This window comes from Staphylococcus sp. Y174-1 (genome assembly GCF_049897865.1).
In the GTDB taxonomy this organism is placed as follows: Bacteria; Bacillota; Bacilli; order Staphylococcales; family Staphylococcaceae; genus Staphylococcus; species Staphylococcus saprophyticus.
Genome location: NZ_JAFCXB010000001.1, coordinates 1111996 through 1138475, shown reverse-complemented (window position 1 = coordinate 1138475; position 26480 = coordinate 1111996). Strand labels below are relative to the sequence as shown.

Below are 26480 nucleotides of genomic sequence, written 5' to 3'. Positions count from 1 at the left end.
GGTGTAATGAATGACAGTTTATATTGAAACTGAACGGTTGAGATTACGTGATTGGCGAGAAACAGACTTATTACCATTTCAACAAATGAATGCCAATCGGCAAGTTCGGAGATATTTTCCTAGTTTATTAAGCTATAAACGTTCAGAACACGATATGAAAAAAATGGATGAAGCGATCCAATCAAATGGCATAGGATTATTCGCTGTAGAACTTAAAGAAACAAATGGCTGGCTAGGGTTTATTGGCTTGAATTATGTTCCTAAAGAAAGTAAATACACATTTGAAGAATTGCCATTTTATGAAATTGGGTGGCGCTTAATTCCAGAAGTATGGGGCAATGGCTTTGCAACTGAGGGCGCAGCTGCGGTATTGAAATATGCTAAAGAACAAGGCATTGAAGAAGTATATGCTTTCACTTCAGAAAATAACGAAGCTTCACGCAAAGTTATGGAGAAAATTGGTATGAAACGTTTTGATCATTTTGAATACCCAGAACTTAGTAAGTATCATCCACTGAAAAAACATGTTCGATATTATAAAGATTTAACAATAAATGTCTGAGAAGTGTTGTTTTGATAATGTATATGATCATCTATACAAATGTATATAGATTAAGTTAAATAGAGGCTGAGGCAAATTTAATTGTTTCAGCCTTTATCAATTTTTTAAAGTTAGAAAGATTTATGCATGTACCACAGTTCAGAAACACTTTTTATACTTATCAACCGTGATTACCTTTGCCAATGTGGGAAGACGGTGGCGTAAAACGTGTTTGGATAATTTTGCTTAAATGCTTTAAAGTTGCATCGATATCTTCGGCATCGATATAAGCATATGAGAAACGGATACAATCACGCGCATCTTTATCATATACTTCACCAGGGTTAATCAGTATGTTTTCTGCAATCGCTTCATCGAAAAGTCTTTTCATATCGATGGAGAACTTAAATTGGAACCAAATATAAAATGATCCTTCGGGCGTTGACCATGAACCGAAATCACTAAAATATCTCTTCAGAGATTCTAAAAATAAATTTCTCTTAATTAAAAGTTGGTTCTTTAACATTTTGAGGTGTTGGTCATGATATTGAGGATGTGTTAACCATTGTATTGCGATATATTGTGATATAGAACTTGCGCCATAGTCATTTTGCATTTTTAAATCAGCTAAATGTGCTGCGACAGAAGGCTTGGCAACAATCCACCCGACACGTAAACCAGGACTTACTGTTTTAGATAAGCTATTCATATATAAAATATTGTCTTTTGTATCAAACGATTTTAATGGTTTAGGTCGTTCATGATTGAAATATAAGTCACCATACACATCGTCTTCTACGATTGGTATACCATGTTGTTCACATTGCATGATGATTTTTTGTTTTTCTTCTGTTGAATAACTATGTTGTGTTGGATTGTGTAAAGTCGGTATACAATAAAAGATACTGTTTGTATATTGTGATTGTACTTTAAAAATATTATTAATATTACTTTTAATATCAGAAATGCTTATTTGCTGAATATCGGCCCTCATATTATGCCACGTGCGTATTGAATTAATGTATGAAGGTGATTCAACAATAATCTTGGATTGTAGAATGAGTAAGCCATCTGCAATGAGTTTTAACCCTTGTAATGCACCTGATGTAATACAAATGTGGTCAACAGTACATGCGACACCTAATTTTTGCATATATTGTGCCACTGCTTCTCTAAGCTTAAGGTTGCCTTGGGGTGGTTCATAATTAGTATTTAACACAGGAGTATGACACTTGCTCAAAATTTCTTTGAACTGTTCATTAGGTATAAGATCGGGAGCAAGTTCACCAGTACCCAATCGTATCATGTTAGTGTGAAATTCTAGTTTATTAATTTGTTGAACAAAGTATTGGTTATTTTTAGTCGTACTATGGCTAATATAGTTTTGCCAATTAATATTGTTTTTAATATAAGTATGCCAAGTATTTCCAGATACATATAAGCGTTGTTTTTCTCTACCTTCTATGATTCCCTGGCTTTTTAGAATATCGAGTGCTTGTATAACGGTGGAACGGTTCACTTGATATAACGAGGCCATATCTCGTTGAGAAGGTAATTGCATGCCTTGTTCTAAATCTCCAGAATCTATTTGTGAAATGATATCATCTATAATTTACTTGTATTTTGGTTTGAACATAAAATAGCTCCTATATTATCTGGTTGGTATTTTAATTTGCATCTGGTGGGTCCAATTTCTGTGCATATAGTATAGCATAGTTAAAATAGACGTAATAATTAAAGGAGCGTAGTTTTGTATGTTGCAATCAGCCGTTCACGGATTACTATTAGCGCTAGGGCTCATATTGCCTTTAGGGGCGCAAAACGTATTTGTATTTAATCAAGGTGCAAACCATAAAAGTATTACCAAATCATTACCAGTTATTATAACAGCAGGGTTATGTGATACATTTTTAATCGTGTTAGCCGTCATAGGTATTTCTGTGATATTGTTATCGATGCCTGTGCTACAAATTACAATTTATTGTATTGGACTGGTATTTTTATTATATATGGCATGGTCATTATGGCGCACACGTCCAGTTACACTACAATCATATCGACCGATGTCCGCTAAAAAGCAAATTGGTTTTGCACTGTCTGTATCATTACTTAATCCCCATGCAATCATGGATACCATAGGCGTAATAGGGACAAGTGGTGCAGTTTATGAAGGTACTGAAAAAATGGTCTTTACTATAGCTACTGTTATTGTTTCTTGGCTATGGTTTATTTTCTTGGCAGTAGTTGGAAAAATGATTGGAAACATAGATAAAACAGGGAAATATATCATGCTATTGAACAAATTGTCATCAGTCATTATTTTAATCGTAGCTATAATGATTTTAAAACAACTCTTAGCAATTTTGTTATAAGTCAAAGGCTAACTATTCAATGATAGATTTCAAGTTAGATTATATTAAATGTTTGGGATATAAATAGATATTGTCAAATTGAGGGATAAGGCGAAATAATGCTTCATTATTAAAAAGCGTCTGGGACAAAAATAAATGTCTCAGACGCTTTCCTACGATTAGTCATCCCTTTTTCGCGGATTATATAAGCTAGTGCTTGTGTATAATAGCTGCTTAATTTTATTAACATGATTTAGTCATAAGTTCTAATGCCAAGAGGTTGGTAATTGTTTAATGTTTCAAAAAGTGATTCTGGCGTAGCGCATAAAGGTGCAAGTGCTTTATATTTTGGATCGATAAAGCCTTCTTTAATCATATGATTTATTAATGTTTGTAAAGGTTCAAAAAAGGCATTGATGTTAAAAATGGCTATCGGTTTCTGGTGTATACCAATTTGCGCCCAACTATACATTTCGAAAAATTCCTCTAGTGAGCCAGCGCCACCAGGTGCCATCACGAATGCATCGGCAAGCTCTGCCATTTTATTTTTTCTCTCATGCATGGAATCCACTAAAATAAGCTTCGTTAATTTAGTACTCGTAATTTCTTTTTCATCTAACATTTTAGGCATGACACCAATTGCAGTGCCGCCATGATCCAATACACCATCTTGAATTGCGCCCATAATCCCTACAGAACCTGCACCGAAAATGAGTTCATAGCCTTGTTCTGCCATGTACTTACCTAATTGATAAGCTTCGTTCATATATGTAACATCATTGCCTTTACTGGCACCACAATAGATAGCAATTTTTTTCATGATTAATCCTCCGTTTCTAAAAAATATTTATGAATTAAATTTGAAAATATAGACTCGAATTTTGATACATCTTCTTCTGTAAAAGTAGCCGGCCCTTTTGTTCGACCACCACTTTTTCTAAACTGTGCACTTGCATGTCGTTGTTCGAGTAGCGTATTGATATTTTCTTGATTATATATAAATCCTTTGTGATGCATAACAATTTTAGCTTTGTTTAATAATAAACTAGCGAGTCCATAATCTTGTGTTACAACAAGATCATCAGAGTGAACCAGTTTTACTATTCTATAATCGACAGCATCAGGCCCATCATCAACATAAATAATATTGACATGTTCAGGTTGAATGACGGTAGAGAAGTGGCTAAAGCTACGGACGACGGTAACAAAAATGCCTGTCCCTTTCGTCAATTCAATAATTGAATTGGTTACAGGACAAGCATCTCCATCTATAATGACTTGTGTCATTTGCTTATTTGCCTTTATCTTCGTTGTTTTGTTTTACAACGCTTTTTGCCACATAGTCTTTATATTTTTTGAATTCAGATAAACGTGCTTTTTTATTTTTTTCTTGCACTTTCTCTTCTTCTTTATGACGTTTGTCGATGTTTTTTTGTAACAATTTGTTTAATTTATTTACATCTTTACGATTATCTTTTTCAAGCTTTTCGCCTTTTTTCTCAGTTTCGTCATCAAGTTTACCTGGTGTTAATCCAACTTTTTCCATGTGCTTGTTAGATTTTTTCATATCTTTGATACGTTGTTTTTCATTTTCTTGACGTGCTTTCTCTTCTTCTTTATGACGTTTATCGATATTTTTTTGCAGAATTTTGTTCATTTTATCTGCTTCTTTGCGATTTTCTTTTTCTAATTTTTCGCCTTTTTTCTCGATATAAGCAGGATCATTTTCTTTTGCAATGCGTTTAAGTTCGCGCTTTTGATCCATGTTGTGTTTTTTATCTACAACATATGCTTTCGCATTAGAAGATTTTTCAACTACATTATCTTTCAAATGTACAGATTTATCTGCAACTGTTTTAGAAGCGCTAACTGTCGCATCGCTAGCTTTTTTAACATCTGGATGATCTTTGATGCGTTTACGTTCGACGATTAGCGGTACTAGAAACACAGGCGCTACTGTGATAATTGTTTTAATTAATTGCTTTTTGTCCATACTCGTTGCCTCCATTTAATTTATACTATCTTCACCATACCCTATATTACATGAAAATAAACGGTAAATATAGCGTATACATAGGATTTATTATCTGTTGTTTTATTCAACATAACAAACACTACGACTGCCCAATTTATATATTATATTATTTTCTATATATTATTGGCAGTGATTTAGATCGATACCTGGGAAAGCAACACTAGCCGAAACCTACACGCTAAGATACTGTCTGCGAAAACCATACACAAAAAAACTGCCAACAAAATCGGAGACTTTGTCGACAGTTTGTGATAAACCCCGTTGATCGGGGAGTTACCTGTTTTTTATTAAATTATTCACCAGTGATACCTTGACCAATACCAAAGCCAAAATAAAGAATAGCGATAATGATTACTAAGACAATTCTATAAATAGCGAATGGAATCAGTTTGATTTTACTAATTAAGTATAAGAAAGTTTTAATGGCAATTAGACCAACAATAAATGCGGCTAAGAAACCTAAAACATAAAAGCCAATATCACTCATGTGGATATATTCCATATTTTTAACTAAAGATAAACCACTTGCAGCAAGCATTACTGGCACTGCCATGATAAATGTAAAGTCAGATGCTGATTTATGATTCATTTTCATTAAGACACCAGTGGAAATCGTAGATCCTGATCTACTAAAACCTGGCCACATAGCTATGGCTTGCGATAAACCAATGACAAATGCTTGGAAATAATTGATTTGGTCCACGTTTCGTGGATTGGTAACTTTTTTGCTGTAAATATCAGCAATAATCATATATATAGCACCGATAAATAGTCCTATCATTACAGTAGGCACACTGAAAAGATATTCTTGGATGACATCATCGAAGAGTAATCCTAAGACACCAGCAGGTATCATACCAACGATAATATGCAATAAGTTTAAACGTTTTGGTTTTTGGCCAATACCGTCAATGGGTTCATGTCTGTATTTGCCAATATGTAACATTTCGAAATAACGTTCACGGAATACCCAAGCACCTGCGAACACAGAACCGAGTTGGATTACAATTTTAAATGTAAAAGCGGATTGTGAACCTAAAAATTCACTAGATTTTAGCCACATGTCATCGACAAGTATCATATGGCCAGTAGAAGAAACGGGTGCAAATTCCGTTAATCCTTCAACGATACCTAGAATAATACCTTTAATTAATTCAAGTATTAACATAATTTACCTACTTTCATAGTACTTATTAAATTTTATGCATTTTCATCTAACAATAATAGCACAATAAAAATATAATACGCTACTTAAAACCGTAATATGAGACCAAAGAATGAGATAATATAAAATATATATATTTTAGTAGCTTTGTCAGAGTAATAAAAAATCAATTTTAAATTTATGTCAGAAATATGAAATTAACATAAAAAATGTTACTTGATAATGAGCGAAATCATTTAAATTTCATATAATGTGTTTATAATATGTGGCAGGTGATATTTTGTGAAAAGATTAACAAATTTAGCTTTAAAATTTAAAGTATATCCTATATGGATGTTTATTATTAGTACATTATTAGCCATAACCGTAGTAGTTCAAAATATTTCTATTGCTGAAATTTTAAATATCATGTTATTAAAAACCAATCAAGATGTATTGGCTTTATTATTTATAACATTGGTGATTTTAATTGCACGTGCGACACTTAATACAGTGAACCAAATGATAGGTAATCGTATGGCTTCAAAAGTCAAACGAGATTTGCGACGTCAGCTCATATTACAACGCTCAAAAGAACCAATTGGTGCGCAAATAAACACATTGACAGAAAGTATAGATGGCATTGTTCCTTTCTTTAACAGTTATTTTCCACAGGTATTTAAATCGATGATGATTCCACTGATGATCATTGTGGCAATGTGTTTTATACATTTAAATACTGCATTAATTATGATTGTTACAGCACCATTTATTCCTATTTTCTATATTATATTTGGCTTGAAAACACGTGATGAATCTAAAGATAAAATGACATATTTAAATCAATTTAGTCAGCAATTTCTAAATAAAATTAAAGGTCTTATTACATTAAAGCTTTTTAATAGAACAGATAAGACTGAAGCGGCATTATATGAAGAAAGTACAACATTTAGAGATTTGACAATGCGCATCTTAAAGAGTGCATTTTTATCAGGCCTCATGCTTGAATTTATTAGTATGTTAGGTATTGGCTTGGTTGCATTAGAAGCAGGTTTAGGATTGATTTTATTTCATAACATTGATTTTAAAACAGCAGCAATTGCAATTATCTTAGCGCCAGAATTTTATAATTCAATTAAAGATCTTGGACAATCGTTTCATACCGGTAAACAAAGTGAAGGTTCAAGTGATGTCGTATTTGATGTCTTAGATAAAGGAACCGCAGAACATAAGATTCAAAAACAGATTGATACGTATCAAACACCCATTGTTCAATTATCGCAGGTTGATTTCAAATATGATGCAGCTGACACCTATGCTTTGAAAAATATTAATCTAAGTATTTATCAAGGCGAGAAAATTGCACTAGTTGGTAAAAGTGGTGCGGGTAAATCAACGTTAGCACAATTGATAACACAAAATTACAAACCCCAATCCGGTTCAGTAACGTTTAAGGATCCATCTTTAAGTATTGGCTTTTTGAGCCAATCACCTTATATTTTTAATGCTTCTATACGTGATAACATTACGATGTTCCAAGACGTTGATGATGCTAGAATATTAAAGGTATTAGATGATGTAGGACTGAAAGAAAAAGTACTGAGCTTAGCGGATGGTTTAGATACATGGATAGGTGAAGGTGGAGAAATGCTCTCAGGAGGGCAAATGAGACGTATAGAACTCTCAAGAGTATTAATGACACAACCAGAGCTCATCATCTTTGATGAGCCCGCTACCGGCTTAGATGTGAAAACAGAACAAACCATTCAAGATGTGATTGCACATGAATTTGAAAGTGCGACCATTATTACGATTGCCCATAGATCACATACGATTAACAAAGCAGATAAACGCATATTAATAGAAAATGGTTATGCAACATCTGTTGAGCAAACGACAATGAAAAATTCATCTCAAGGTGGTGATGCAACATGAAACCACATATTCAATTTAAAATAGACAAAGATTTGATTTTATCAATACTAGTTGGTGTCGTTGGTAGTTTGGTAGCGTTGGGTATGTTCTTCTTAAGCGGGTACATGATTACACAAAGTGCATTAGGTGCGCCTTTATTCGCTTTAATGATCCTGATTGTATCTGTTAAAATGTTTGGATTTCTAAGAGCGATTGCACGTTATATCGAAAGACTTTTATCTCACAGAGCGACATTTACGATGTTGAGAAATGTGAGAGTTCAGTTTTTCAAGAAATTATTACCCGTCATACCCGATGTATATCGTAAATTTAATTCTAGCGATTTGATTGCGCGTATGATTGGTAGGGTGGAAGCACTACAAAATATTTATCTGAGAGTGTATTATCCTCCAGTAGTTATTGGCATTACAGCAACGATAACTGTTTTAACAATGATTTATTTTTCATATGTACATGCAATTATTATCTGTGTGAGTATGATTGCAACTTTATTAGTTATACCTTGGTTGAGTGCTAAAAAAGCGCGACAACTAAAAAAACAAGTCAATCAAGTACAAAGTGGCTTTTTAAATCATTTTTACGATTATAAAGAAGGTTACGAAGAACTCGTTCGTTTTGATAGAACAACATATTATAAAACAGCATTGTTAGATCAATTAGATCAATATGAAGACGCACAAGCGAAAGAGCAACGATTTTTATCGCTGTATGAGTATAGTTTAAATATTGTCTCAATGGTTGCACTGTTTTTTACCTTATATTTGGGTGTTGTCCAAGTGCAAAATCACCAATTAGACGTCGTTTATTTAACGAGTATCGTGCTCATGATGTTAACGTTGTTTGAACAAGCCATTCCGATGAGTAATGTGGCTTACTATAAAGGTGATACAGATGAAGCAATTGAAAATATAAATGAAGTGATTGCGCATCCGATGATACAAGGTACTGAACAAATGCAAAGAGATTTGAATGAAGCTAATTTGTTATTCGATATTCAAGCAGTAGATTTTAAATATTGGAATCAATCAAGTAATGTGTTATCCAATATTCAATGTACTATTAACAAAGGTGAACATGTTGCAATCGTTGGTCCTTCTGGTTCAGGGAAAAGCTCATTACTTCAACTCATGCTAGGTTTGTATCAAAGTGAAAAAGGGAGCATATTATTTAACCAACAAGATATAGTGAAAATTAAGGATAAGGAAAAATATGGTCATATAAATGCCTTATTACAATCACAACAACTTTTTGATGGAACAGTTCGTGAGAATTTATTTGCTGAAAAGCGTGATAATGAAATGAGAGAAGTACTTGATGACTTGGGATTAGCGCATATTGATTTGGATAGAATGATTACACTTTCAGGTCAAACATTATCTGGTGGAGAGGTTCAAAGATTGGCAATAGCAAGGTTGTTTTTAAAACATGCGCCTATTTGGATATTAGATGAGCCGACAACGGCATTGGATATATATCATACCGATAAAGTGATGGAAGCAATTCATCAAACTGTGCAAACCTTGATAGTGGCAACACATGATTTAAGACTATTGCCACATTTTGATAGAATTATAGTTATGCAAGATGGCGTTATTTTAGAAGATGGCAGTTATCAGGCGCTATTGAATAAAACGAATGGTTATTTACACCAAATGGTAGCCATTAATGCTGATTAAAATAAACGTGGAAACCAAGACATCTAAAATAAATAATAAATCTTTAGTTATTCATTTAAACCGCGGTAGATAGAGCTGTTGAATATGAGTTATGATTTATTATGAAAAAACGAGCTCAAACACATAAGTGTTTGAGCTCGCTTTATAAATCAAGTATATTAAAGGAATAATTTTTAATAGCTAGTACCTAAACTTTTGTTGTGAAAAATTATTTAGATTTTTCTTCAGTGAAGGCATTGATTACTTTTGAAAGTAATCGATTTAACTCTTGAGATTCATCTGGGCTTAATGATGATGCAACAGCAACATCTTGACAAGCCGTGTCTAATTCTGGACGAATTGCTTCACTCTTGTCAGTTAAATGAATAAACACTTCACGTTGATCTACTTCAGAACGTTCACGTTTGATTAAATCAACTTGTTCCATTCTCTTGAGTAATGGAGATACAGTACCTGTATCTAATGCTAATTCTGTTACGACTTTCTTTACATTGACAGGTGAATCAGCCCATAAAATTGTTAATACTAAAAATTGTGGGTAAGTCAGTTTGTATTTCTTAAAGACATTATTTGAGTAGTAGCGATTTACTTGTCTTTGAGCATTATACAAACTAAAGCAAAGTTGTTCCTTTAAATTAAGTGGTTCAGACATAAGTTCTCCTCCAGACATTCTATCCGTTTTGTTCTCTCTGTATCGGACCTGAATCCGTCTTGCGTTGTGTTTGACACTTCTTCCATCATACTTTTGCACTGTGCCATGCTAAAATAAAGTGTGTATAAAGTTTAGAAGATATCTAATATTTTATCAAGTAAAATTTAATTATATGTATAAATTAAATTTTACACAAACATTTGTGTTTAAGAAATGAGTGATTTTATGAAAAATATTAAACAACCTAACACGCCTATTACAATTGTAACAGGTTTTTTAGGTAGTGGGAAAACAACTTTCCTTAGCAATTATGTGAAATATTTATTAAGAAAAAATGAAAACCCAAGTATCATCGTAAATGAATACGGCAATTTAGATGTAGATAGCGCTGCATTAAGCGACGATGTTGAAGTCGCATCGGTATTAAATGGTTGCGTCTGTTGTGACTTGCAACAAGATTTAATAAAACAATTAAAACATTTTCTTAACAAAAGTGCAATGCACCATATTATAATTGAGGCGACGGGTATTGCACATCCGATAGAAATTATTGCGGCATGCCAAGATCCTGAAATTGTCGCTAATGTCCAAACACCTATGGTAATAGGATTATTAGACGCACCAAGATTTTTGACCAGAACCCAATATACCCATAGTACAACACAATTGATGGAAGAACAATTAGAAGTAAGTCATGCAATTGTAGTCAATAAAATGGATTTATTAAAAAGTGATGCGTATGATGATCTTAAAGCTATTGATAAAATTAATTCAGAAGCGCCCAAATTTTATACAACTTATGCAGATATGCACATGGATCCTTTTGATACGATTACAAATACATCATTGCCAACTAAAGAAAGCCATATGCATCATCATGGTATAAATAGTGTACAATACCATTTTTCTGGGCCGATTGATCGTCAATTATTTTATCAATTTATTTTACGGCTCCCAGATAATGTTCTAAGATTAAAGGGATATGTTAAATTTCGTGATATGCCTCATGAAACTTATGAATTTCAATATGCATTTGGTCTCCCAGATTATCAAATTATTGATGATGAAATGCCATTAACGATTGTGATGATTGGTGAACAGATTGATGAAAATCAAATACACAACAAATTAGACATGTTACAGTTCACTTAATTATCTAATAAAATAAAAGGTGTTGGTTTTTAAATGGATAAAGTAAAAATAAATCAGTATGTCTCGTTTTCAAAAGTGATACAAGGGTTTTGGAGAGCACAAGATTGGCAGTGGACACCACAACAATTGAATCGTTATTTAAATGAGTTAGTAGAGCGCGGGGTCACAACGATGGACCATGCCGATATTTACGGTAATTATACATGCGAAGGTATTTTTGGTGAGGCTTTAAAATTATCACCTCAATTACGAGATGAAATTGAGATTGTGACGAAATGTGGTATCGTACTACCATCAAGCCCTGAACAAGACATTCAGGGACACAGATATGATCATAGTAAAACACATATTCAAAAAGCGGTAGACCGTTCATTACAACAATTAAATGTTGATTATTTAGATAGTTTGCTTATCCATCGACCATCACCGTTGATGGATCCCCATGAAGTAACAGAAGCTTTAAAGGCTTTAGTAAGCGAGGGGAAAGTGAGATCGTTTGGTGTCTCGAATTTTAATAAACCGCAATATGATTTGTTAAGTAAATGCCTTGTGTGTGACAAATTACACATTACAATAAATCAATTAGAAGTGTCACCGTACACATTAGATGCAATTGACAATGGTGTCATTAATCATATGTATAAAGATGATGTTAAAATTATGTCATGGAGCCCTATGGCTGGTGGCAAGCTCTTTGATCTAGCTGATGAAAAGGCTGCAAGAATTATGGCAATTGTTTCACCATTAGCACAGAAATATAATGTGACAACGAATGGCATCATCATGGCTTGGTTAGATAAACATCCTGCCGCAATCATGCCAGTGTTGGGTACGCATAAGATAGAACGGATTGATGACGCAATCGCTGGACTTGAGGTAACATTAACAGACCAAGAATGGTTTGATATTTATACGGCTTCATTAGGCCACGATATCCCTTAATTTAATTTTAAAAGGAGTGTAAATAATGAATACTCAGAACGAACAACACCATAGAAAAGAACTCAAGTTTCAAAAACGCTTTATTACTTTTCCATTTTTAGGATTTGCTTTGATTATTGCTATATTGAACATCGTTTTTCCTGACATTACTGTGATGGTAACTTTATTTGGTTTGTTTTTCCTTTATAATGCTGCGATTTTATTCGTTGTTTTTATTCATCATTTTAAACGGATAATGATTTTATCATTAATATTAACTATACTTTCCTTAGTATTATTTGGACTTACATTTTATTTATATGGTTTGACTAACCATTTTTTTAACTAGTCACGAGTAAATGACTTATAGAGCAAGCGTGATTATAACGAGGAGGTAATGCATGGAACAGTGGATTACACACTTTATGGAACAATATGGTTATTGGGGTATTGCTTTTTTAATTTTTCTAGAAAATGTCTTTCCGCCTATACCGTCTGAAATTATTTTAACTTTTGGTGGTTTTATGACTACTAAATCTGATTTAAGTTTTATTGGTGTGAGCATTACGTCTACAATTGGTTCAGTTGTCGGTGCAATCGTCTTATACGGAATAGGAGCTTGGATTGGTGAACGTAATTTATATCGTTTTGTTAATCGATATGGAAAGTTTCTTCGTGTAAAAACGAAGGATATTGATAGAACAATACAGTGGTTTGATAAATATGGTTATTGGACTATTTTCTTCTGTCGTTTCGTGCCTTTGTTGAGAAGTTTAATCTCTATACCTGCTGGTTTAACAAGAATGAATCTACCATTATTTATGCTATTTACAACGATAGGAACATTAATATGGAATATTGTTTTAATTTATTTAGGTCAAGCAGTCGGCGGTAATTGGCATGCAATTGTGTACTATATGGATATTTATTCTCGCATTATATATATTGTACTGATTATCCTCGCCATTTTCATTATATGGAAATGGTTTAAGCGCCAACGCAAACATAAGTAAAGATGATAACTTAAGTTTATGAATTGCAATCATTGTTTAAAATGAATGCGTGTTATAATTTAATTGAGATATAAATTGCTTGATTAAGGGGATGTTTTTATGACCAAAAAGAAAATTTCCATAATAGGTGCTGGTAACACAGGCGCTACATTAGCATTTATTGTTGCGCAGCATGAGTTAGCTGATGTAGTGCTCATTGATCGACCAGATAACGAAGGACAAGTGAAGGGTAAGGCGCTAGATATATTCGAAAGCAGTCCGGTATATGGTTTTGATGCGAAAGTGACGGGTTCCGTGAATTACGCTGATACAGCCGATTCAGATATTGTTGTGATAACTGCAGGAAGTCCTCGTAAACCAGGTATGAGTAGAGATGACTTAGTACAAATTAATGAAAAAGTGATGTTCGATGTTACGAAGGAAATTGTAAAGTATTCACCGGATTGCAAAATTATCGTACTTACTAATCCAGTAGATGCGATGACCTATTCTGTGTTAAAAGCGTCAGGTTTTCCGAAAGAACGCGTGATTGGACAGTCTGGTGTATTAGATACTGCACGATATCAATCCTTTATTGCAGAAGCTTTAAATGTGTCAATAAAAGATATTAGAGGGCTTGTATTAGGCGGCCACGGTGATACAATGGTACCTTTAGTAAATTCAACCAATGTCAATGGTGTCCCTTTACATCAATTGTTGAATCAAACGCAAATAGAGCAAATTGTAGAACGTACAAGAAAGGGTGGCGCTGAAATTGTTGCTTTGCTTGGCAATGGTTCTGCATATTATGCCCCTGCGTCTGCAGTTTTTGAAATGATTGAAGCAATTCTAAAGGATCAACATCGTTTATTACCAAGTATCGCATTGTTAGAAGGAGAATATGGATTCTCTGATATCTGTTTAGGTGTACCAACTGTTTTAAGTGAAAAAGGTATCGAAAATATTGTTGAACTAGCACTTTCAGACAATGAACAGGCACAATTGCGCATCTCTGCAGACTCTGTAGAAGAAGTGAAACAAGCTTTGAAAAATCAATGATAAATAGATGAGATACTTTAAAATAGAAGTATTTAGACAGCAGTTAAGTAGTAGTAAATGTAGTATTTTACAGCATCAATTGAGTCTTTTATTGAGAATAAGATTTATTATCTAAGTCATATAAATAACTCCCGTTAAAGTTGACATTGAAAAATGAAAACTTAGACGGGAGCTTTTTTATATCAGTATTTTTAACTAGCACCTAAAAGTAGGCGAAATATCTATTTATATCTCAGACACGTATACTTAATCCTTAGCACATGTAATATTAGAACTGATGATACAATTCATTAACTGTTTACTATGTAAACGATAAATGATTACATTCTAAAGATACAAATGTATAGCGCAACATATTCGAAGAAAGTGAGTATATACATGTATTTTAGTCTGATCTTAACATGGATGGGTATATTCCACTTAGGGAAGCGACGCTCGTAATAAAATAATTGTAGGTAAAACAAACCGATTCCTAAGGGAAGGCACATCAAGATAATGCTGTGCGTATATGAGAATCCTACATCATGTAATAGATGACCAATGATTAGCTGCAATAAAATGAGTATAATAATTAAAATAATAATATTGAAAGTCATTTTGCACTACGCACTCCTTTCGCAAATGCATATATGATAATTTGCAATGCTACAAGTAATAAAATGAAGCACAAAGTATCAAATTTCAGGCTTGCCGCAACTTCATTAAAAATACGGAGTGGTTCATTAATAAGATAAACGGAATGTAAACGCAAGAAGCGACCGATGTAAATACCGAGTCCATTAAGGAACATCATTGCTACGATGATGAGTCGATTTAACCACATACGGTGTGTAAATTGCTCAATTTCTAAAAACATTAAAATTAATAGATACAGTGCGAGTAATACGGCTGCAACTAAAAATGCGAAATAGGCCCATTCAGTGATTAATAAACCCTGATAAAAATTAAATCTAAATTGATTTAAATGGATTAAGTCTGTAACCATATATAATGTATTAGGAACCATAAATACAAAAATAAGTGCAAATATAATAAAGAGCGGCCATTCGTATTTATAAATAGGTTTAAATAAATTCAAGAGTAAGCATAGTTCAAATGGCACATATGCTAGAAATAAATTTAATGTCATAAACGGAAAATAATGATTAAAAAAATTGAAATAATGATTAGAATAAAGAACACAGTTCTAGCAATATATCGAGCCGACATCAATACACCTACTTTCTTTTTAGTATGTCGTTGCTGATGAATGTATTAGTTTAAATGCTTATTATATACAATAATAAATATATCTCTACCTTAAATCGCATAACTTAAGAGAGGTGTTAGTTCAATTTGTTGAAATACAAGACTACATGATACATTTTTTGAAAATAAAATTCAACGAAAAGTACAAGTTGGATTCATAAAGATAAAATGTATAATTAAATAGTTGGAGAATGAATTCATATAAATTAATTAAACACCATAACATAGCAACTTATGACACGGTTGGATTAAAGCAGTAACGGTTAAATGCTAAATCATGTTTAAATCATATCCCAAATCATCATATTATATATTATAAAAGTAAAGTAAATTTTAATATTAACAAGATCTAAGTCAATAGAGGAGCATATTGCGTATTTTCTGAATTTACACTTTTAAGTGAATTTATGTAAAATAAATGGAAATACAGAAAATACGTGTAGTTCAGACAACTACTCCTTAATGGATAAAAGAGTCTGAGACAGCTATTTATGTCTCAGACTCAAATTAAGCATAATGAATAGTTGCGTATAGCACTTACATTCTTATTGGGTTGCATAGTTAGTGAATGATTTAAAAATAAAGGTAAACACATTTTATTTATAAATCTAACAGATTCAAACCAATGGTTTCATTGTGTTTACGATTGATGTCTAGGTTAGTCATTGTAATGATAATTTCAGCAGTTGCAGATACAACGGCTTTTGTTAAATGACCACTAAGTGTTTCATATTGATTGGTTCCAAATGTTGCGTGTAAATGTGCAAAGGGCTGTTCATCAATATGAGAAATGTTGCCCATTAAACCGATTAATTCTAATGGTTCATCAATTAATTTCTTCTTATATGTTTGTGTTTCTAGATTATAAAAGTTGAGCTCTGCGCTTGAACAAGCGCCAATACCACTGACTGTGCCAAACTTACCATTTTGTTCTCTAGCAATATCTGTTACAGCTTCTACAATATCTTCACCCTGTTCCAATACTAAAACAATCGTTTTGCCGTCTACTTGATAAATCATAAGAAACCTCCGTTCTGAAAATGGATTACAACACTATTATACAAGTTCTTATTAAGAGTTTGTATAATAGTGTTTATAGTAAATATTTTTTATTGTCATTTGCTATAGAACTGTTATAGAATGTTGTAATATTAAGGTTTTATCAATGTTATAAATAGCCAGCAATTTATATATTAAAAAAGAATGGAGTGAGAAACGTGAATAAGCAATTTATTATATTATATTTTAATATTTTTCTTGTCTTTTTAGGTATTGGTTTAGTTGTTCCGGTATTACCGGTTTATTTGAAAGACTTAGGCTTAAAAGGTAGTGACTTAGGTATACTCGTTGCTGTCTTTGCTTTAGCACAAATGATCATTTCACCATTTGGTGGTACGCTGGCAGATAAATTAGGTAAAAAACTGATTATTTGTATAGGTTTGGGTCTTTTTGCTATTTCAGAATTCTTATTCGCTGCAAGTCATACGTTCTCACTTTTAATCGTTTCTAGAATACTAGGTGGATTTAGTGCTGGTATGGTTATGCCGGGGGTAACAGGAATGATTGCTGATATTTCTGTAGGTAGAGATAAAGCGAAAAATTTCGGCTATATGTCAGCAATTATTAATTCGGGATTCATTTTAGGACCAGGGATGGGTGGATTTCTAGCAGAATTTTCACATAGATTACCGTTTTATGTGGCTGGTTTTAGTGGATGTGTGGCATTAATCTTATCGATTGCATTAATCAAAAATCCAAAGAACAGTACGCAAGATGGTTTCACTCAATATCAACCAGAATTACTATCAAAAATTAATTGGAAAGTATTTCTGACACCGATTATCTTGACGCTTGTACTCGCGTTTGGCCTATCTGCTTTTGAAACGCTATTCCCATTATACACAGCAGATAAAGCACACTATTCACCATTAGATATTTCATTCGCGATTACTGGTGGTGGGATAGCCGGCGCAATATTCCAAGTGTTTTTCTTTGATAAATTCATGAAACATTTCAAAGAGTTAACATTTATCACTTATGCATTACTTTATTCTGCTATCATTTTATTGGCACTGACATTTGTTCATAGCTATTGGTCAATTATGATTATTAGTTTCATCGTGTTTATCGGATTCGATATGATCCGACCAGCGATTACAAACTATTTTTCTAATATTGCTGGAAATCGACAAGGTTTCGCAGGTGGGCTGAATTCTACATTTACCAGTATGGGCAACTTTATCGGGCCTCTTGTAGCAGGCACATTATATGATATCAATTTCGAATTTCCCTTATATATGTCAGTATTAGTAATGGTATTAGGTATGTTCGTTATATTTATAGAAAAAATGATTAGATCACGCTTCAGTAATATTTAAATTTTAAACAAGAACAAGTTGAATATGCAGATGTACCCTTCAGAGTTGACGTTAAAAAGTGGAAACTGTGAAGGGTTTATTTATGTAAAAAGGGGATAGTGAATGACTGTTTTCAGAAATAAATCATTTAAGTGTTTATGTCATAAGGCTAATACTAAAAACTGAAAACGAATATGACACTTGTATTAAATAAGCTAGACTTACGTAATATTCATGTAACAAAGATTACATTTGTTTTAAATTGTGTTCTATTTAAGTGTTTATAGAATAATCTGTGCTAACATGATAAGAAATGTAATAAATGTAAGTAAGGGGATGAACTTGAAAAATTTAATGTTAACGATTATGGCGTTCCTTCTTGCTTGCTGTTTAGGTTTTCTTCTTTTTATAGCTACAAACCAACAAGCGCTTGCAAAAGTACATGAAACGATTTCTAGTATTTCAGTTGGAGAACAAAATGCTGTAGCTAAGGACAAAGCAAAACAAAAAGATAAGAATTCAATTAAGGCAGCGATGAAAGAAGAAAAAAATGAAGCGCCATATAATGCAACAAACTACCAACCTATTGCCAAATTAACGACGCACGATTTAAAAGAGAACGAAACGGGACAAGCGAACTTACCGCAATTTTCTAAAGCACTAAATAAAGCACAGACGCTTGTGAATCATGACAATCATAAATCTAATCCATATAACGATTATGGTATCGATAGCACTTGCCAAGGTGTATATTATTATATTTTTACATTTAAAAATGAAGCAAAACCAAATACGTATTACAGAGTAACTGTAAGTGAAGACAATCAAGCGAGTATATTTGATAAATCGTATGTAGTGAATGACAATCAATCACCGTTACATTCGAGTATCTCTCCTCAAGAATCTGAAGTGATTGCACAAAAGCATGCTGTAGATAAGCTAGGAGAAAATGTCGTTTTGAAAAAGGTTAAAGAATCTAAGGACGGCATGTACTATACTTTTCATGAATATAAAACACAAAGAGATTATAAAGTTGTTGTTAGTAAATCCGGGGATGTTATACAGCAACCTTCATTAAATTAGATATAGAAGTCTGGGACAAATATAGATGTCTCAGGCTTTTTTCATTTAGGCAGTAGATGACTGAATTGAAAATGTAAAGTCCTACTTCTTTAAAGAACTACTTATTTAATTTATGAAAATTAGTAGTTCTTATGCATGTGCTTTAGCTCAAGTAAACCATTACCCTAGTCACCCTTGTCTTGTTTACATAAGTAGGACTACGAATTCTCAATTAAAAAATTTGTTTTCTGTCTCACTTCCTTCTATATTAGGGAAATCAGTATAAAGACACTCATATCAATGTTATGATGATAGTAATGAATAAAAAATAAATTGAATAGTTTATTTTCTGTAGTAGTCATAAATATTAATAGGAAAAGGATGAGCGTTTTGAGAAAAATAAAGAAAGCAATCATACCAGCTGCTGGATTGGGTACACGTTTTTTACCAGCTACGAAAGCGATGCCCAAAGAGATGTTGCCTATTTTAGATAAACCTACGATTCAATACATAGTAGAAGAAGCGGCACGAGCAGGCATCGAAGATATTATTATAGTGACAGGTAAACACAAACGTGCTATTGAAGATCATTTTGATAATCAAAAGGAATTAGAAATGATTCTTCAGGAAAAAGGTAAAACAGATTTATTAGAAAAAGTTAAATATTCTACAGAACTTGCAAACATTTTTTATGTTCGACAAAAAGAACAAAAAGGACTAGGTCATGCAATATATTCGGCAAGACAATTTATTGGTGATGAACCATTTGCTGTCTTATTAGGTGATGACATCGTTGAATCAGATAATCCAGCTATTAAGCAACTGATTGAAGCTTATGAAGAAACGGGGAAATCTGTCATCGGTGTTCAAGAGGTGGATGAAGCACAAACACATCGTTATGGTATTATTGATCCACTACAAAAGTTTGGTAGAAAATATGAAGTGAATGAATTTGTAGAAAAACCAAAACAAGGCACTGCGCCTTCTAATTTAGCTATTATGGGGCGTTATGTTCTAACGCCTGATATTTTTGATTACTTAGCTACGCAAGGCGAGGGTGCAGGCGGAGAAATTCAACTCACTGATGCCATAGAACGCTTGAACAGAGCAGATCAAGTCTATGCATATGATTTTGAGGGTGACCGTTATGATGTTGGTGAAAAATTAGGTTTTGTAAAAACGACGATAGAGTACGCTTTAAAAGATGAATCAATGCATGATGAGTTAGTTGAGTTTATAAAAAAACTGAAGCTAAATTAAATGACGATGAATTTAAAAAAGTATTAGCTAAAAAGTTTAATGTAATGACGTCTTTTTAAAAGTCATATGGAGTGATTGATAATGAAGCAAAAGAAAACCAATGCAATGAGAATGCTTGACCGAAGTAAAATACCGTATGAAGTTAATACTTATGAAGTTTCAGAAATACATATGGATGGTGAAAGTGTAGCTGAAAAGGTAGGCGTGGATCCCGGTCTTGTATATAAAACTCTTGTACTTGAGAATACAAATCACGCTCATTTTGTGTTTGTTATTCCAGTTCGCGAATCTTTAGATATGAAAGCGGCAGCGCACGCGGTGGGAGAGAAGAAACTGCATTTAATGCCACTTGATGATTTGAAAAAAATTACTGGATATATCAGGGGTGGTTGCTCACCTATTGGTATGAAACGCGCATTTCCAACGATAATAGATCAACAAGCAATGGACATCGATACCCTTTATGTAAGTGGTGGTGAACGGGGCACACAGATTAAAATAGATGTTAGAGACTTAATTAATGTGACGAAGGCAAAGATTGTCGAAGTCATACATAAATAAAAGCATGTAATAACAAAGCGGCAGACAGGAATCTGATTATATAGATTGCTGTCTGTCATTTTTTTGTATATAAGTATTTAAGATAACTCAATTTGCAACCACATGATGAACTACAAACGAGTATTAGATTTTAGATGAATAAATAACGTGTTTGTTCATATTATACAAACGATAAAAGATTAAGTTTGTGATGATAAAATTTAACGTAGCGCTTTATTTACAAATAACTAAAAATGACAATTAATAGAACTTTTAAGGTTGTATATGACTGTTTTTGATTGTTTTTGACGAAAAATGATTGAAAAAAGAAAGCGTAAACATTATAATGACATTGAGATGAGGTGAAGCGATGATAACGGAAAAACGCCATGAACTAATTTTGACTGAATTGTCAAAACAAGATTTTTTAACGTTACAAGAATTAATTGAACGCACAGGTTATAGTGCTTCAACAATTCGGCGTGATTTATCAAAATTGCAGAAATTCGGGAAACTCAAAAGAGTACATGGAGGTGCAACGCTAAATCAATCATCTGCATTAGAACCTAACTTGGCGGATAAAAGAAGTACCAATTTAAGGGAGAAACAAGAAATTGGTAGGCTGGCAGCAAGTCAAATTGAAAATCGAGATTGTGTGTTTTTAGATGCCGGTTCAACAACATTGGAAATGATTCCTTATATCAAAGCGAGTGACATTATTGTTGTTACAAACGGCCTAACACATGTTGAAGAACTATTAAAACATGGCATCAGAACACTGATTATAGGTGGGGAAGTCAAATCTACCACATTTGCAACCGTTGGTGCGAGCGCTTTAGAAACATTGCGTCGTTATCGATTTGATAAAGTGTTTTTAGGAATGAATGGTATTGATTTGAAATATGGTTTGACGACACCAGATGAACAAGAAGCAATTATAAAGCATCATGCCATGCAATTAGGCACACAAGTTTATGTATTGATAGACCACGATAAATACGAAAAAGTTTATTTTGCACATGTACCTTTAGAAGAAGGGATTTCAATCATTACTTCCAAAAAGGCACAATCACTTAAACAATTTCATCTGTTTGCTGGTCAATATAATTTTATTGGAGGCACATTATGATTTATACGGTAACTTTTAATCCTTCTATTGACTACATTATGTTCGCAAATGATTTTGAACTTAATGGATTAAATCGCGCCACGGAAACATATAAATTTGCAGGCGGTAAAGGCATTAATGTATCAAGAGTGCTTAAAACACTTGATGTATCATCAACGGCACTTGGATTTGCGGGTGGTTTTCCTGGTCAATTTATCGCAGAAACATTAGCTAAATCAGATATAGTTACGAACTTTGTACAAGTTAATGAAGATACAAGAATTAATGTTAAATTAAAAACTGGGAAAGAAACAGAAATTAATGCACCTGGACCGCAAATAACAGATGAACAGTTCGAAACATTGTTAACACAAATTAAAAAAACCACAAAAGAGGATACGGTTATAGTTGCTGGGAGCATTCCGAAAAGTGTACCGAATGATGCATATGAACAAATTGCTCAAATCACTAATGCAACGGGAGCCAAACTAGTGGTTGATGCAGAAAAAGATTTAGTTGAATCGGTATTGGGGTATCATCCTTTATTTATTAAACCGAATAAAGACGAGTTAGAAGTGATGTTTAATACTACGATTGAGACTGATCAAGATGTAATCAAGTATGCGACTGAAATATTAACAAGGGGTGCGCAATCGGTCATTATCTCGTTAGGCGGTGAAGGCGCAGTTTATGTCGATGCACAACAGAGCTTTAAAGCCATTGTGCCTAACGGTCACGTAGTTAATACAGTAGGATCAGGAGATAGTACGGTTGCTGGTATGGTTGCCGGTCTTGAGGCTGGATTGCCAATTAAAGAAGCATTTAAACAAGCAGTGTCTGCTGGAACCGCTACAGCATTTAACGAGGATTTGGCTACAGCAACTGCGATTGAAGATATTAAAAAGCAAGTCGTTATTACGACATTAGGTGGGAGGGAGTAATATGAGAATTACTGAGTTATTAACAAAAGATACAATTGCTATGGATTTATCAGCTTCAGACAAAAATGGTGTTATCGATGAATTAGTCAATCAGCTGAATCAGGCAGGTAAATTGAATGATTTAACAAGTTTTAAAGAAGCGATTCATAATCGTGAATCCCAAAGTACAACAGGTATTGGTGAAGGTATAGCGATTCCACATGCTAAAGTAGCTGCAGTTAATACACCTGCAATCGCATTTGGTAAGTCTAAAACAGGTGTGGATTATCAAAGTTTAGATATGCAACCAGCACATTTATTCTTTATGATTGCAGCACCTGAAGGCGGTGCTCAAACCCATTTAGATGCTTTAGCTAAATTATCTGGAATTCTGATGGATGAAAATGTCAGAGCATCATTATTACATGCGGAGTCACCAGAAGAAGTCCTTAACATTATCGATAAAGCTGATGATGAAGCAACGGAAGAAGAAGCCGCAGAAGCACAAGGCACGCCTGCTTCAACTACGGATTCAAACGAGCCATACATTTTAGCTGTAACAGCGTGTCCAACCGGTATCGCACATACGTATATGGCACGTGATGCTTTGAAAAAACAAGCTGAAAAAATGAACGTTAAAATAAAAGTAGAAACAAATGGCTCAGGTGGTATTAAGAATCACCTGACTGACGAGGATATCCAAAACGCAACAGGTGTCATCGTAGCAGCGGATGTACATGTAGAAACAGATCGTTTTGATGGTAAAAATGTCGTGGAAGTACCTGTAGCAGATGGGATTAAACGTCCAGAAGAATTAATTCATTTAGCGCAAGATACTTCGCGTAAACCATTTGTAGCTAAAGGTGGTAATACGGTAAATAAAGGCGCTGCAAGTAATGAAAAACAAGGTGTAGGTAAGACAATATATAAACACTTGATGAATGGTGTTTCTAATATGTTACCACTTGTTATTGCTGGTGGTATCTTAATGGCGATTGCTTTCTTATTTGGCGCAAATTCATTTGATCCAAAGAGTTCTGAATACAATGCCTTTGCTGAGCAATTGTGGAATATAGGTAACAAGAGCGCATTCATGTTTATTATTCCTATTCTTGCTGGTTACATTGCACGTAGTATTGCGGATAAACCAGGTTTTGCAGCAGGACTTGTAGGTGGTTTGCTTGCTAGTACAGGAGATTCTGGATTTATCGGTGGTATCATTGCAGGTTTCTTAGCAGGTTACTTAACATTAGGTATTAAGAAATTAACAAGTGGTATGCCACAATCATTAGAAGGATTGAAGCCAACGTTAATATTCCCAGTATTGTCTGTGTCTATTACTGGTTTGCTTATGATTTATGTGATTAATCCGCCTGCTTCTTGGTTGAATAATACATTATTGAATGGTTTACAAAGTTTATCTGGCACGAATATTATGTTACTCGGATTAGTCGTCGGTGCAATGATGGCAATTGATATGGGAGGACCGTTTAATAAAGCGGCCTATGTGTTCTCAGTAGCTGCATTAACAGAAGGAAATGCAGCACCTATCACGGCAGCAATGATTGGTGGTATGGTGCCACCACTTGCTATTGCAACAGCGATGTTAATCTTCCGTAAAAAATTCACCAAAGAACAAAAAGGTTCTATTGTACCAAACTATGTTATGGGCTTGTCCTTTATTACAGAGGGTGCCATTCCGTTTGCAGCCGCTGACCCACTTAGAGTTATCCCATCAATGATGGTTGGCTCAGGTGTAGCCGGTGCCATTGCATTAGGACTAGGCTCTTCAATTCAAGCACCACATGGTGGGATTATCGTCATCTTAGGTACGGACTTTAGTCATGTGTTGCAATCACTTATCGCAATAATTGTTGGCGCTATCGTGGCAGCAATCATTTATGGTTTATTAAAACCAAAATTAACGCAAGATGAAATACAATCTTCAGAAGCTATGAATGAGTAAAGTAGATTTATCGTAATAGCTTAGATTAAAAAAGTCAGAAACGTCTCATGTCATGAGTGCGATTTCTGGCTTTTTTTGTTTTATGAATTTTAGGATTAAAAACTTTTGAATATAATATTGACACTTGATTTGGTAAAATGTGAATAAAGACTGCAATAAAGATGCATAGAGTAAATAAACTTAAAGAAGGTTGAAAAAATGAGCGAATATGTTATTGAAAATGGACGGATTTATACTGAGACAGAGACAATAGAGCGAGGCTACCTCGTTATTAACAATGAGAAAATAACTGAAATTAAATCGGGAGACTATCACGGAGATTTAACAACAATTGATGCGCAAGGACAACATATTATACCTGGATTTATAGATATTCATATGCATGGTGGATATGGGGAAGATGCTATGGATGCTTCTTATGATGGGTTGAAACATTTATCTGAATCACTATTGTCAGAAGGAACTACGAGTTATCTAGCGACGACAATGACGCAATCTGATGAAAACATCACGAAAGCATTAGAAAATATAGTGAATTACCAAAAAGCGCAAGATCAATACAATGCAGCAACTATTGTCGGTGTACATTTAGAAGGACCGTTTATATCTGAACATAAAGTAGGCGCACAAAATCCAGCTTATGTTCAAAGACCTACTGTCGCAAAAGTTGAACAATTTCAAACCACAGCTAATAATCAAATAAAAGTAATTACCTTTGCACCAGAAGTTGAAGGTGCGCATGAAACACTAGAGGCATTACATAAAGAGATTCAATTTTCAATTGGACATACAGTCGCTACTTTTGATGAGGTAAATGATGCTGTTGCACATGGTGCCAAACATGTTACACATCTTTATAATGCTGGAACATCATTTGAACACCGAGAGCCAGGGGTCTTTGGTGCTGCTTGGTTGAATGATCAATTAAGTACGGAATTGATTGTTGATGGTATTCACTCACATCCTGCAGCCGTTAAAATTGCCTATAAACAAAAAGGGAATGCGCGCTTCTTTTTAATCACAGATGCTATGAGAGCTAAAGGCATGCTTGATGGAGAATATGATTTAGGTGGGCAAAATGTAATTGTTAAAGGGTCCGAGGCGCGTTTAGCTTCTGGCGCATTAGCGGGAAGTATATTGAAAATGAATACCGGCTTGAAAAACTTAATCAACTTTACAGGTGATACATTAGATCATTTATGGCGTGTAACGAGTCTAAACCAAGCGATAGCTTTAAATATTGATACACAAACAGGCAGTTTGGAAGTTGGGAAAGATGCAGATATTGTCATAGTCAATGACGATATCGACGTGCTAGCAACGATTAAATCTGGTAAGATTCACAAGTTTAAATCAGTACTTTAATGTAATAATAAATCTTTTTGAAAATTGATTTTAAGAATGGATTAATTACAAAAGTTGACTTAAGTTGTCATTTAGGTTTAAATGTTATGTTAGAATATTGATTTTTAAGCATGTAAATAACAAGAACTGTATCCATTATGATAAAATAAAAGAAATGCGTATTTTTAGGGAGGTGTCGCAATGGGGAGGATTTAGT

At 33.8% G+C, this 26480-nt stretch carries 25 protein-coding genes and 1 pseudogene; 17 read left to right on the top strand and 9 right to left on the bottom strand.

The features are described 5' to 3' along the window. The first annotated feature begins 10 nt into the window (after positions 1-10). Positions 11-562: a GNAT family N-acetyltransferase gene (locus ACP7BT_RS05710; RefSeq protein ID WP_002483981.1), complete on the top strand. Its 552-nt coding sequence runs from the start codon at positions 11-13 to the stop codon at positions 560-562. A gap of 160 nt (positions 563-722) precedes the next feature. On the opposite strand, the gene ACP7BT_RS05705 is transcribed toward ACP7BT_RS05710, so the two are convergent. Further along, positions 723-2153 carry a PLP-dependent aminotransferase family protein gene (locus ACP7BT_RS05705; RefSeq protein WP_241686131.1) on the bottom strand — a complete coding sequence of 477 codons (1431 nt, stop codon included), beginning with the start codon at positions 2151-2153 and terminating at the stop codon, positions 723-725. Positions 2154-2295: 142 nt separating this feature from the next. Here ACP7BT_RS05705 and ACP7BT_RS05700 point away from each other — a divergent pair, with 142 nt between their 5' ends. Next, positions 2296-2913: a LysE/ArgO family amino acid transporter gene (locus ACP7BT_RS05700; RefSeq protein ID WP_011303689.1), complete on the top strand. Its 618-nt coding sequence runs from the start codon at positions 2296-2298 to the stop codon at positions 2911-2913. A gap of 232 nt (positions 2914-3145) precedes the next feature. Here the strand turns inward: ACP7BT_RS05700 and ACP7BT_RS05695 are convergent, their stop codons facing one another. The 4 genes from ACP7BT_RS05695 to ACP7BT_RS05680 all read right to left on the bottom strand — a co-directional run bounded on the left by ACP7BT_RS05695 (position 3146) and on the right by ACP7BT_RS05680 (position 6095). Next, positions 3146-3712, bottom strand: coding sequence for a TIGR00730 family Rossman fold protein (locus ACP7BT_RS05695; protein WP_002483978.1), 567 nt, complete (start codon positions 3710-3712; stop codon positions 3146-3148). A 2-nt stretch (positions 3713-3714) separates the two neighbouring features. Further along, entirely contained in the window at positions 3715-4179 is a 465-nt protein-coding gene (locus ACP7BT_RS05690) for a YaiI/YqxD family protein (protein WP_115338651.1), read from the bottom strand. A gap of 4 nt (positions 4180-4183) precedes the next feature. Continuing rightward, complete coding sequence (locus ACP7BT_RS05685) at positions 4184-4885, bottom strand: hypothetical protein (protein ID WP_037538991.1); 702 nt, start codon at positions 4883-4885, stop codon at positions 4184-4186. A 334-nt stretch (positions 4886-5219) separates the two neighbouring features. Then, a complete protein-coding gene (locus ACP7BT_RS05680; RefSeq protein WP_002483975.1) occupies positions 5220-6095 on the bottom strand; it encodes an undecaprenyl-diphosphate phosphatase in 876 nt (291 codons plus the stop codon). 279 nt (positions 6096-6374) lie between these two features. Here ACP7BT_RS05680 and ACP7BT_RS05675 point away from each other — a divergent pair, with 279 nt between their 5' ends. Both ACP7BT_RS05675 and cydC read left to right on the top strand, forming a co-directional pair. Further along, on the top strand, positions 6375-8006 hold the full coding sequence (locus tag ACP7BT_RS05675; protein ID WP_069821742.1) for an ABC transporter ATP-binding protein/permease: 1632 nt from the start codon (positions 6375-6377) through the stop codon (positions 8004-8006). Next, positions 8003-9682, top strand: a complete 1680-nt coding sequence (cydC, locus tag ACP7BT_RS05670; RefSeq protein WP_002483973.1) for a thiol reductant ABC exporter subunit CydC — start codon at positions 8003-8005, stop codon at positions 9680-9682. The genes ACP7BT_RS05675 and cydC overlap by 4 nt, the downstream gene beginning before the upstream one ends. A gap of 208 nt (positions 9683-9890) precedes the next feature. Here cydC and ACP7BT_RS05665 read toward each other — a convergent pair whose 3' ends face one another. Continuing rightward, on the bottom strand, positions 9891-10334 hold the full coding sequence (locus ACP7BT_RS05665; RefSeq protein WP_011303683.1) for a MarR family winged helix-turn-helix transcriptional regulator: 444 nt from the start codon (positions 10332-10334) through the stop codon (positions 9891-9893). Positions 10335-10559: 225 nt separating this feature from the next. Between ACP7BT_RS05665 and ACP7BT_RS05660 the strand changes: the two genes are divergently transcribed. The 5 genes from ACP7BT_RS05660 to mdh all read left to right on the top strand — a co-directional run bounded on the left by ACP7BT_RS05660 (position 10560) and on the right by mdh (position 14458). Beyond that, positions 10560-11486 (top strand): CobW family GTP-binding protein, encoded by a 927-nt coding sequence (locus ACP7BT_RS05660; RefSeq protein ID WP_115353068.1) that lies wholly within the window; start codon positions 10560-10562, stop codon positions 11484-11486. Positions 11487-11519: 33 nt separating this feature from the next. Next, positions 11520-12428, top strand: coding sequence for an aldo/keto reductase (locus tag ACP7BT_RS05655; protein WP_115353067.1), 909 nt, complete (start codon positions 11520-11522; stop codon positions 12426-12428). Between the two features lie 25 nt (positions 12429-12453). After that, a complete protein-coding gene (locus ACP7BT_RS05650; RefSeq protein WP_037538982.1) occupies positions 12454-12756 on the top strand; it encodes a hypothetical protein in 303 nt (100 codons plus the stop codon). Between the two features lie 52 nt (positions 12757-12808). Next, entirely contained in the window at positions 12809-13420 is a 612-nt protein-coding gene (locus ACP7BT_RS05645) for a DedA family protein (protein WP_115353066.1), read from the top strand. Positions 13421-13519: 99 nt separating this feature from the next. Beyond that, positions 13520-14458, top strand: a complete 939-nt coding sequence (mdh, locus tag ACP7BT_RS05640; RefSeq protein WP_002483968.1) for a malate dehydrogenase — start codon at positions 13520-13522, stop codon at positions 14456-14458. Positions 14459-14778: 320 nt separating this feature from the next. Here mdh and ACP7BT_RS05635 read toward each other — a convergent pair whose 3' ends face one another. The 3 genes and pseudogenes from ACP7BT_RS05635 to ACP7BT_RS05625 form a co-directional block, all read right to left on the bottom strand. Beyond that, complete coding sequence (locus tag ACP7BT_RS05635) at positions 14779-15054, bottom strand: hypothetical protein (protein ID WP_011303679.1); 276 nt, start codon at positions 15052-15054, stop codon at positions 14779-14781. Further along, positions 15051-15667 (bottom strand): annotated as a pseudogene (locus ACP7BT_RS05630) (DUF1361 domain-containing protein). Before ACP7BT_RS05630 ends, ACP7BT_RS05635 begins: the two are co-directional and overlap by 4 nt. 639 nt (positions 15668-16306) lie before the next feature. Then, positions 16307-16726: a PPC domain-containing DNA-binding protein gene (locus ACP7BT_RS05625; protein ID WP_129303475.1), complete on the bottom strand. Its 420-nt coding sequence runs from the start codon at positions 16724-16726 to the stop codon at positions 16307-16309. Positions 16727-16923: 197 nt separating this feature from the next. Here ACP7BT_RS05625 and norA point away from each other — a divergent pair, with 197 nt between their 5' ends. From norA to nagA, 8 genes are all read left to right on the top strand, one after another. Then, positions 16924-18084, top strand: a complete 1161-nt coding sequence (gene norA, locus ACP7BT_RS05620; protein ID WP_011303676.1) for a multidrug efflux MFS transporter NorA — start codon at positions 16924-16926, stop codon at positions 18082-18084. A 321-nt stretch (positions 18085-18405) separates the two neighbouring features. Next, entirely contained in the window at positions 18406-19146 is a 741-nt protein-coding gene (locus tag ACP7BT_RS05615) for a hypothetical protein (protein WP_075340013.1), read from the top strand. Between the two features lie 369 nt (positions 19147-19515). After that, complete coding sequence (galU, locus tag ACP7BT_RS05610) at positions 19516-20385, top strand: UTP--glucose-1-phosphate uridylyltransferase GalU (RefSeq protein ID WP_011303674.1); 870 nt, start codon at positions 19516-19518, stop codon at positions 20383-20385. Between the two features lie 81 nt (positions 20386-20466). Continuing rightward, on the top strand, positions 20467-20946 hold the full coding sequence (ybaK, locus tag ACP7BT_RS05605; protein ID WP_002483962.1) for a Cys-tRNA(Pro) deacylase: 480 nt from the start codon (positions 20467-20469) through the stop codon (positions 20944-20946). A gap of 349 nt (positions 20947-21295) precedes the next feature. Then, positions 21296-22054 carry a DeoR/GlpR family DNA-binding transcription regulator gene (locus tag ACP7BT_RS05600; RefSeq protein WP_002483961.1) on the top strand — a complete coding sequence of 253 codons (759 nt, stop codon included), beginning with the start codon at positions 21296-21298 and terminating at the stop codon, positions 22052-22054. Beyond that, positions 22051-22974 (top strand): 1-phosphofructokinase, encoded by a 924-nt coding sequence (gene pfkB, locus ACP7BT_RS05595; RefSeq protein ID WP_041079727.1) that lies wholly within the window; start codon positions 22051-22053, stop codon positions 22972-22974. Before ACP7BT_RS05600 ends, pfkB begins: the two co-directional genes overlap by 4 nt. A 1-nt stretch (position 22975) precedes the next feature. After that, on the top strand, positions 22976-24919 hold the full coding sequence (locus tag ACP7BT_RS05590) for a PTS fructose transporter subunit IIABC (RefSeq protein ID WP_041079726.1): 1944 nt from the start codon (positions 22976-22978) through the stop codon (positions 24917-24919). A gap of 198 nt (positions 24920-25117) precedes the next feature. Next, positions 25118-26284, top strand: a complete 1167-nt coding sequence (nagA, locus tag ACP7BT_RS05585; protein WP_002483958.1) for an N-acetylglucosamine-6-phosphate deacetylase — start codon at positions 25118-25120, stop codon at positions 26282-26284. Positions 26285-26480 lie beyond the last annotated feature (196 nt).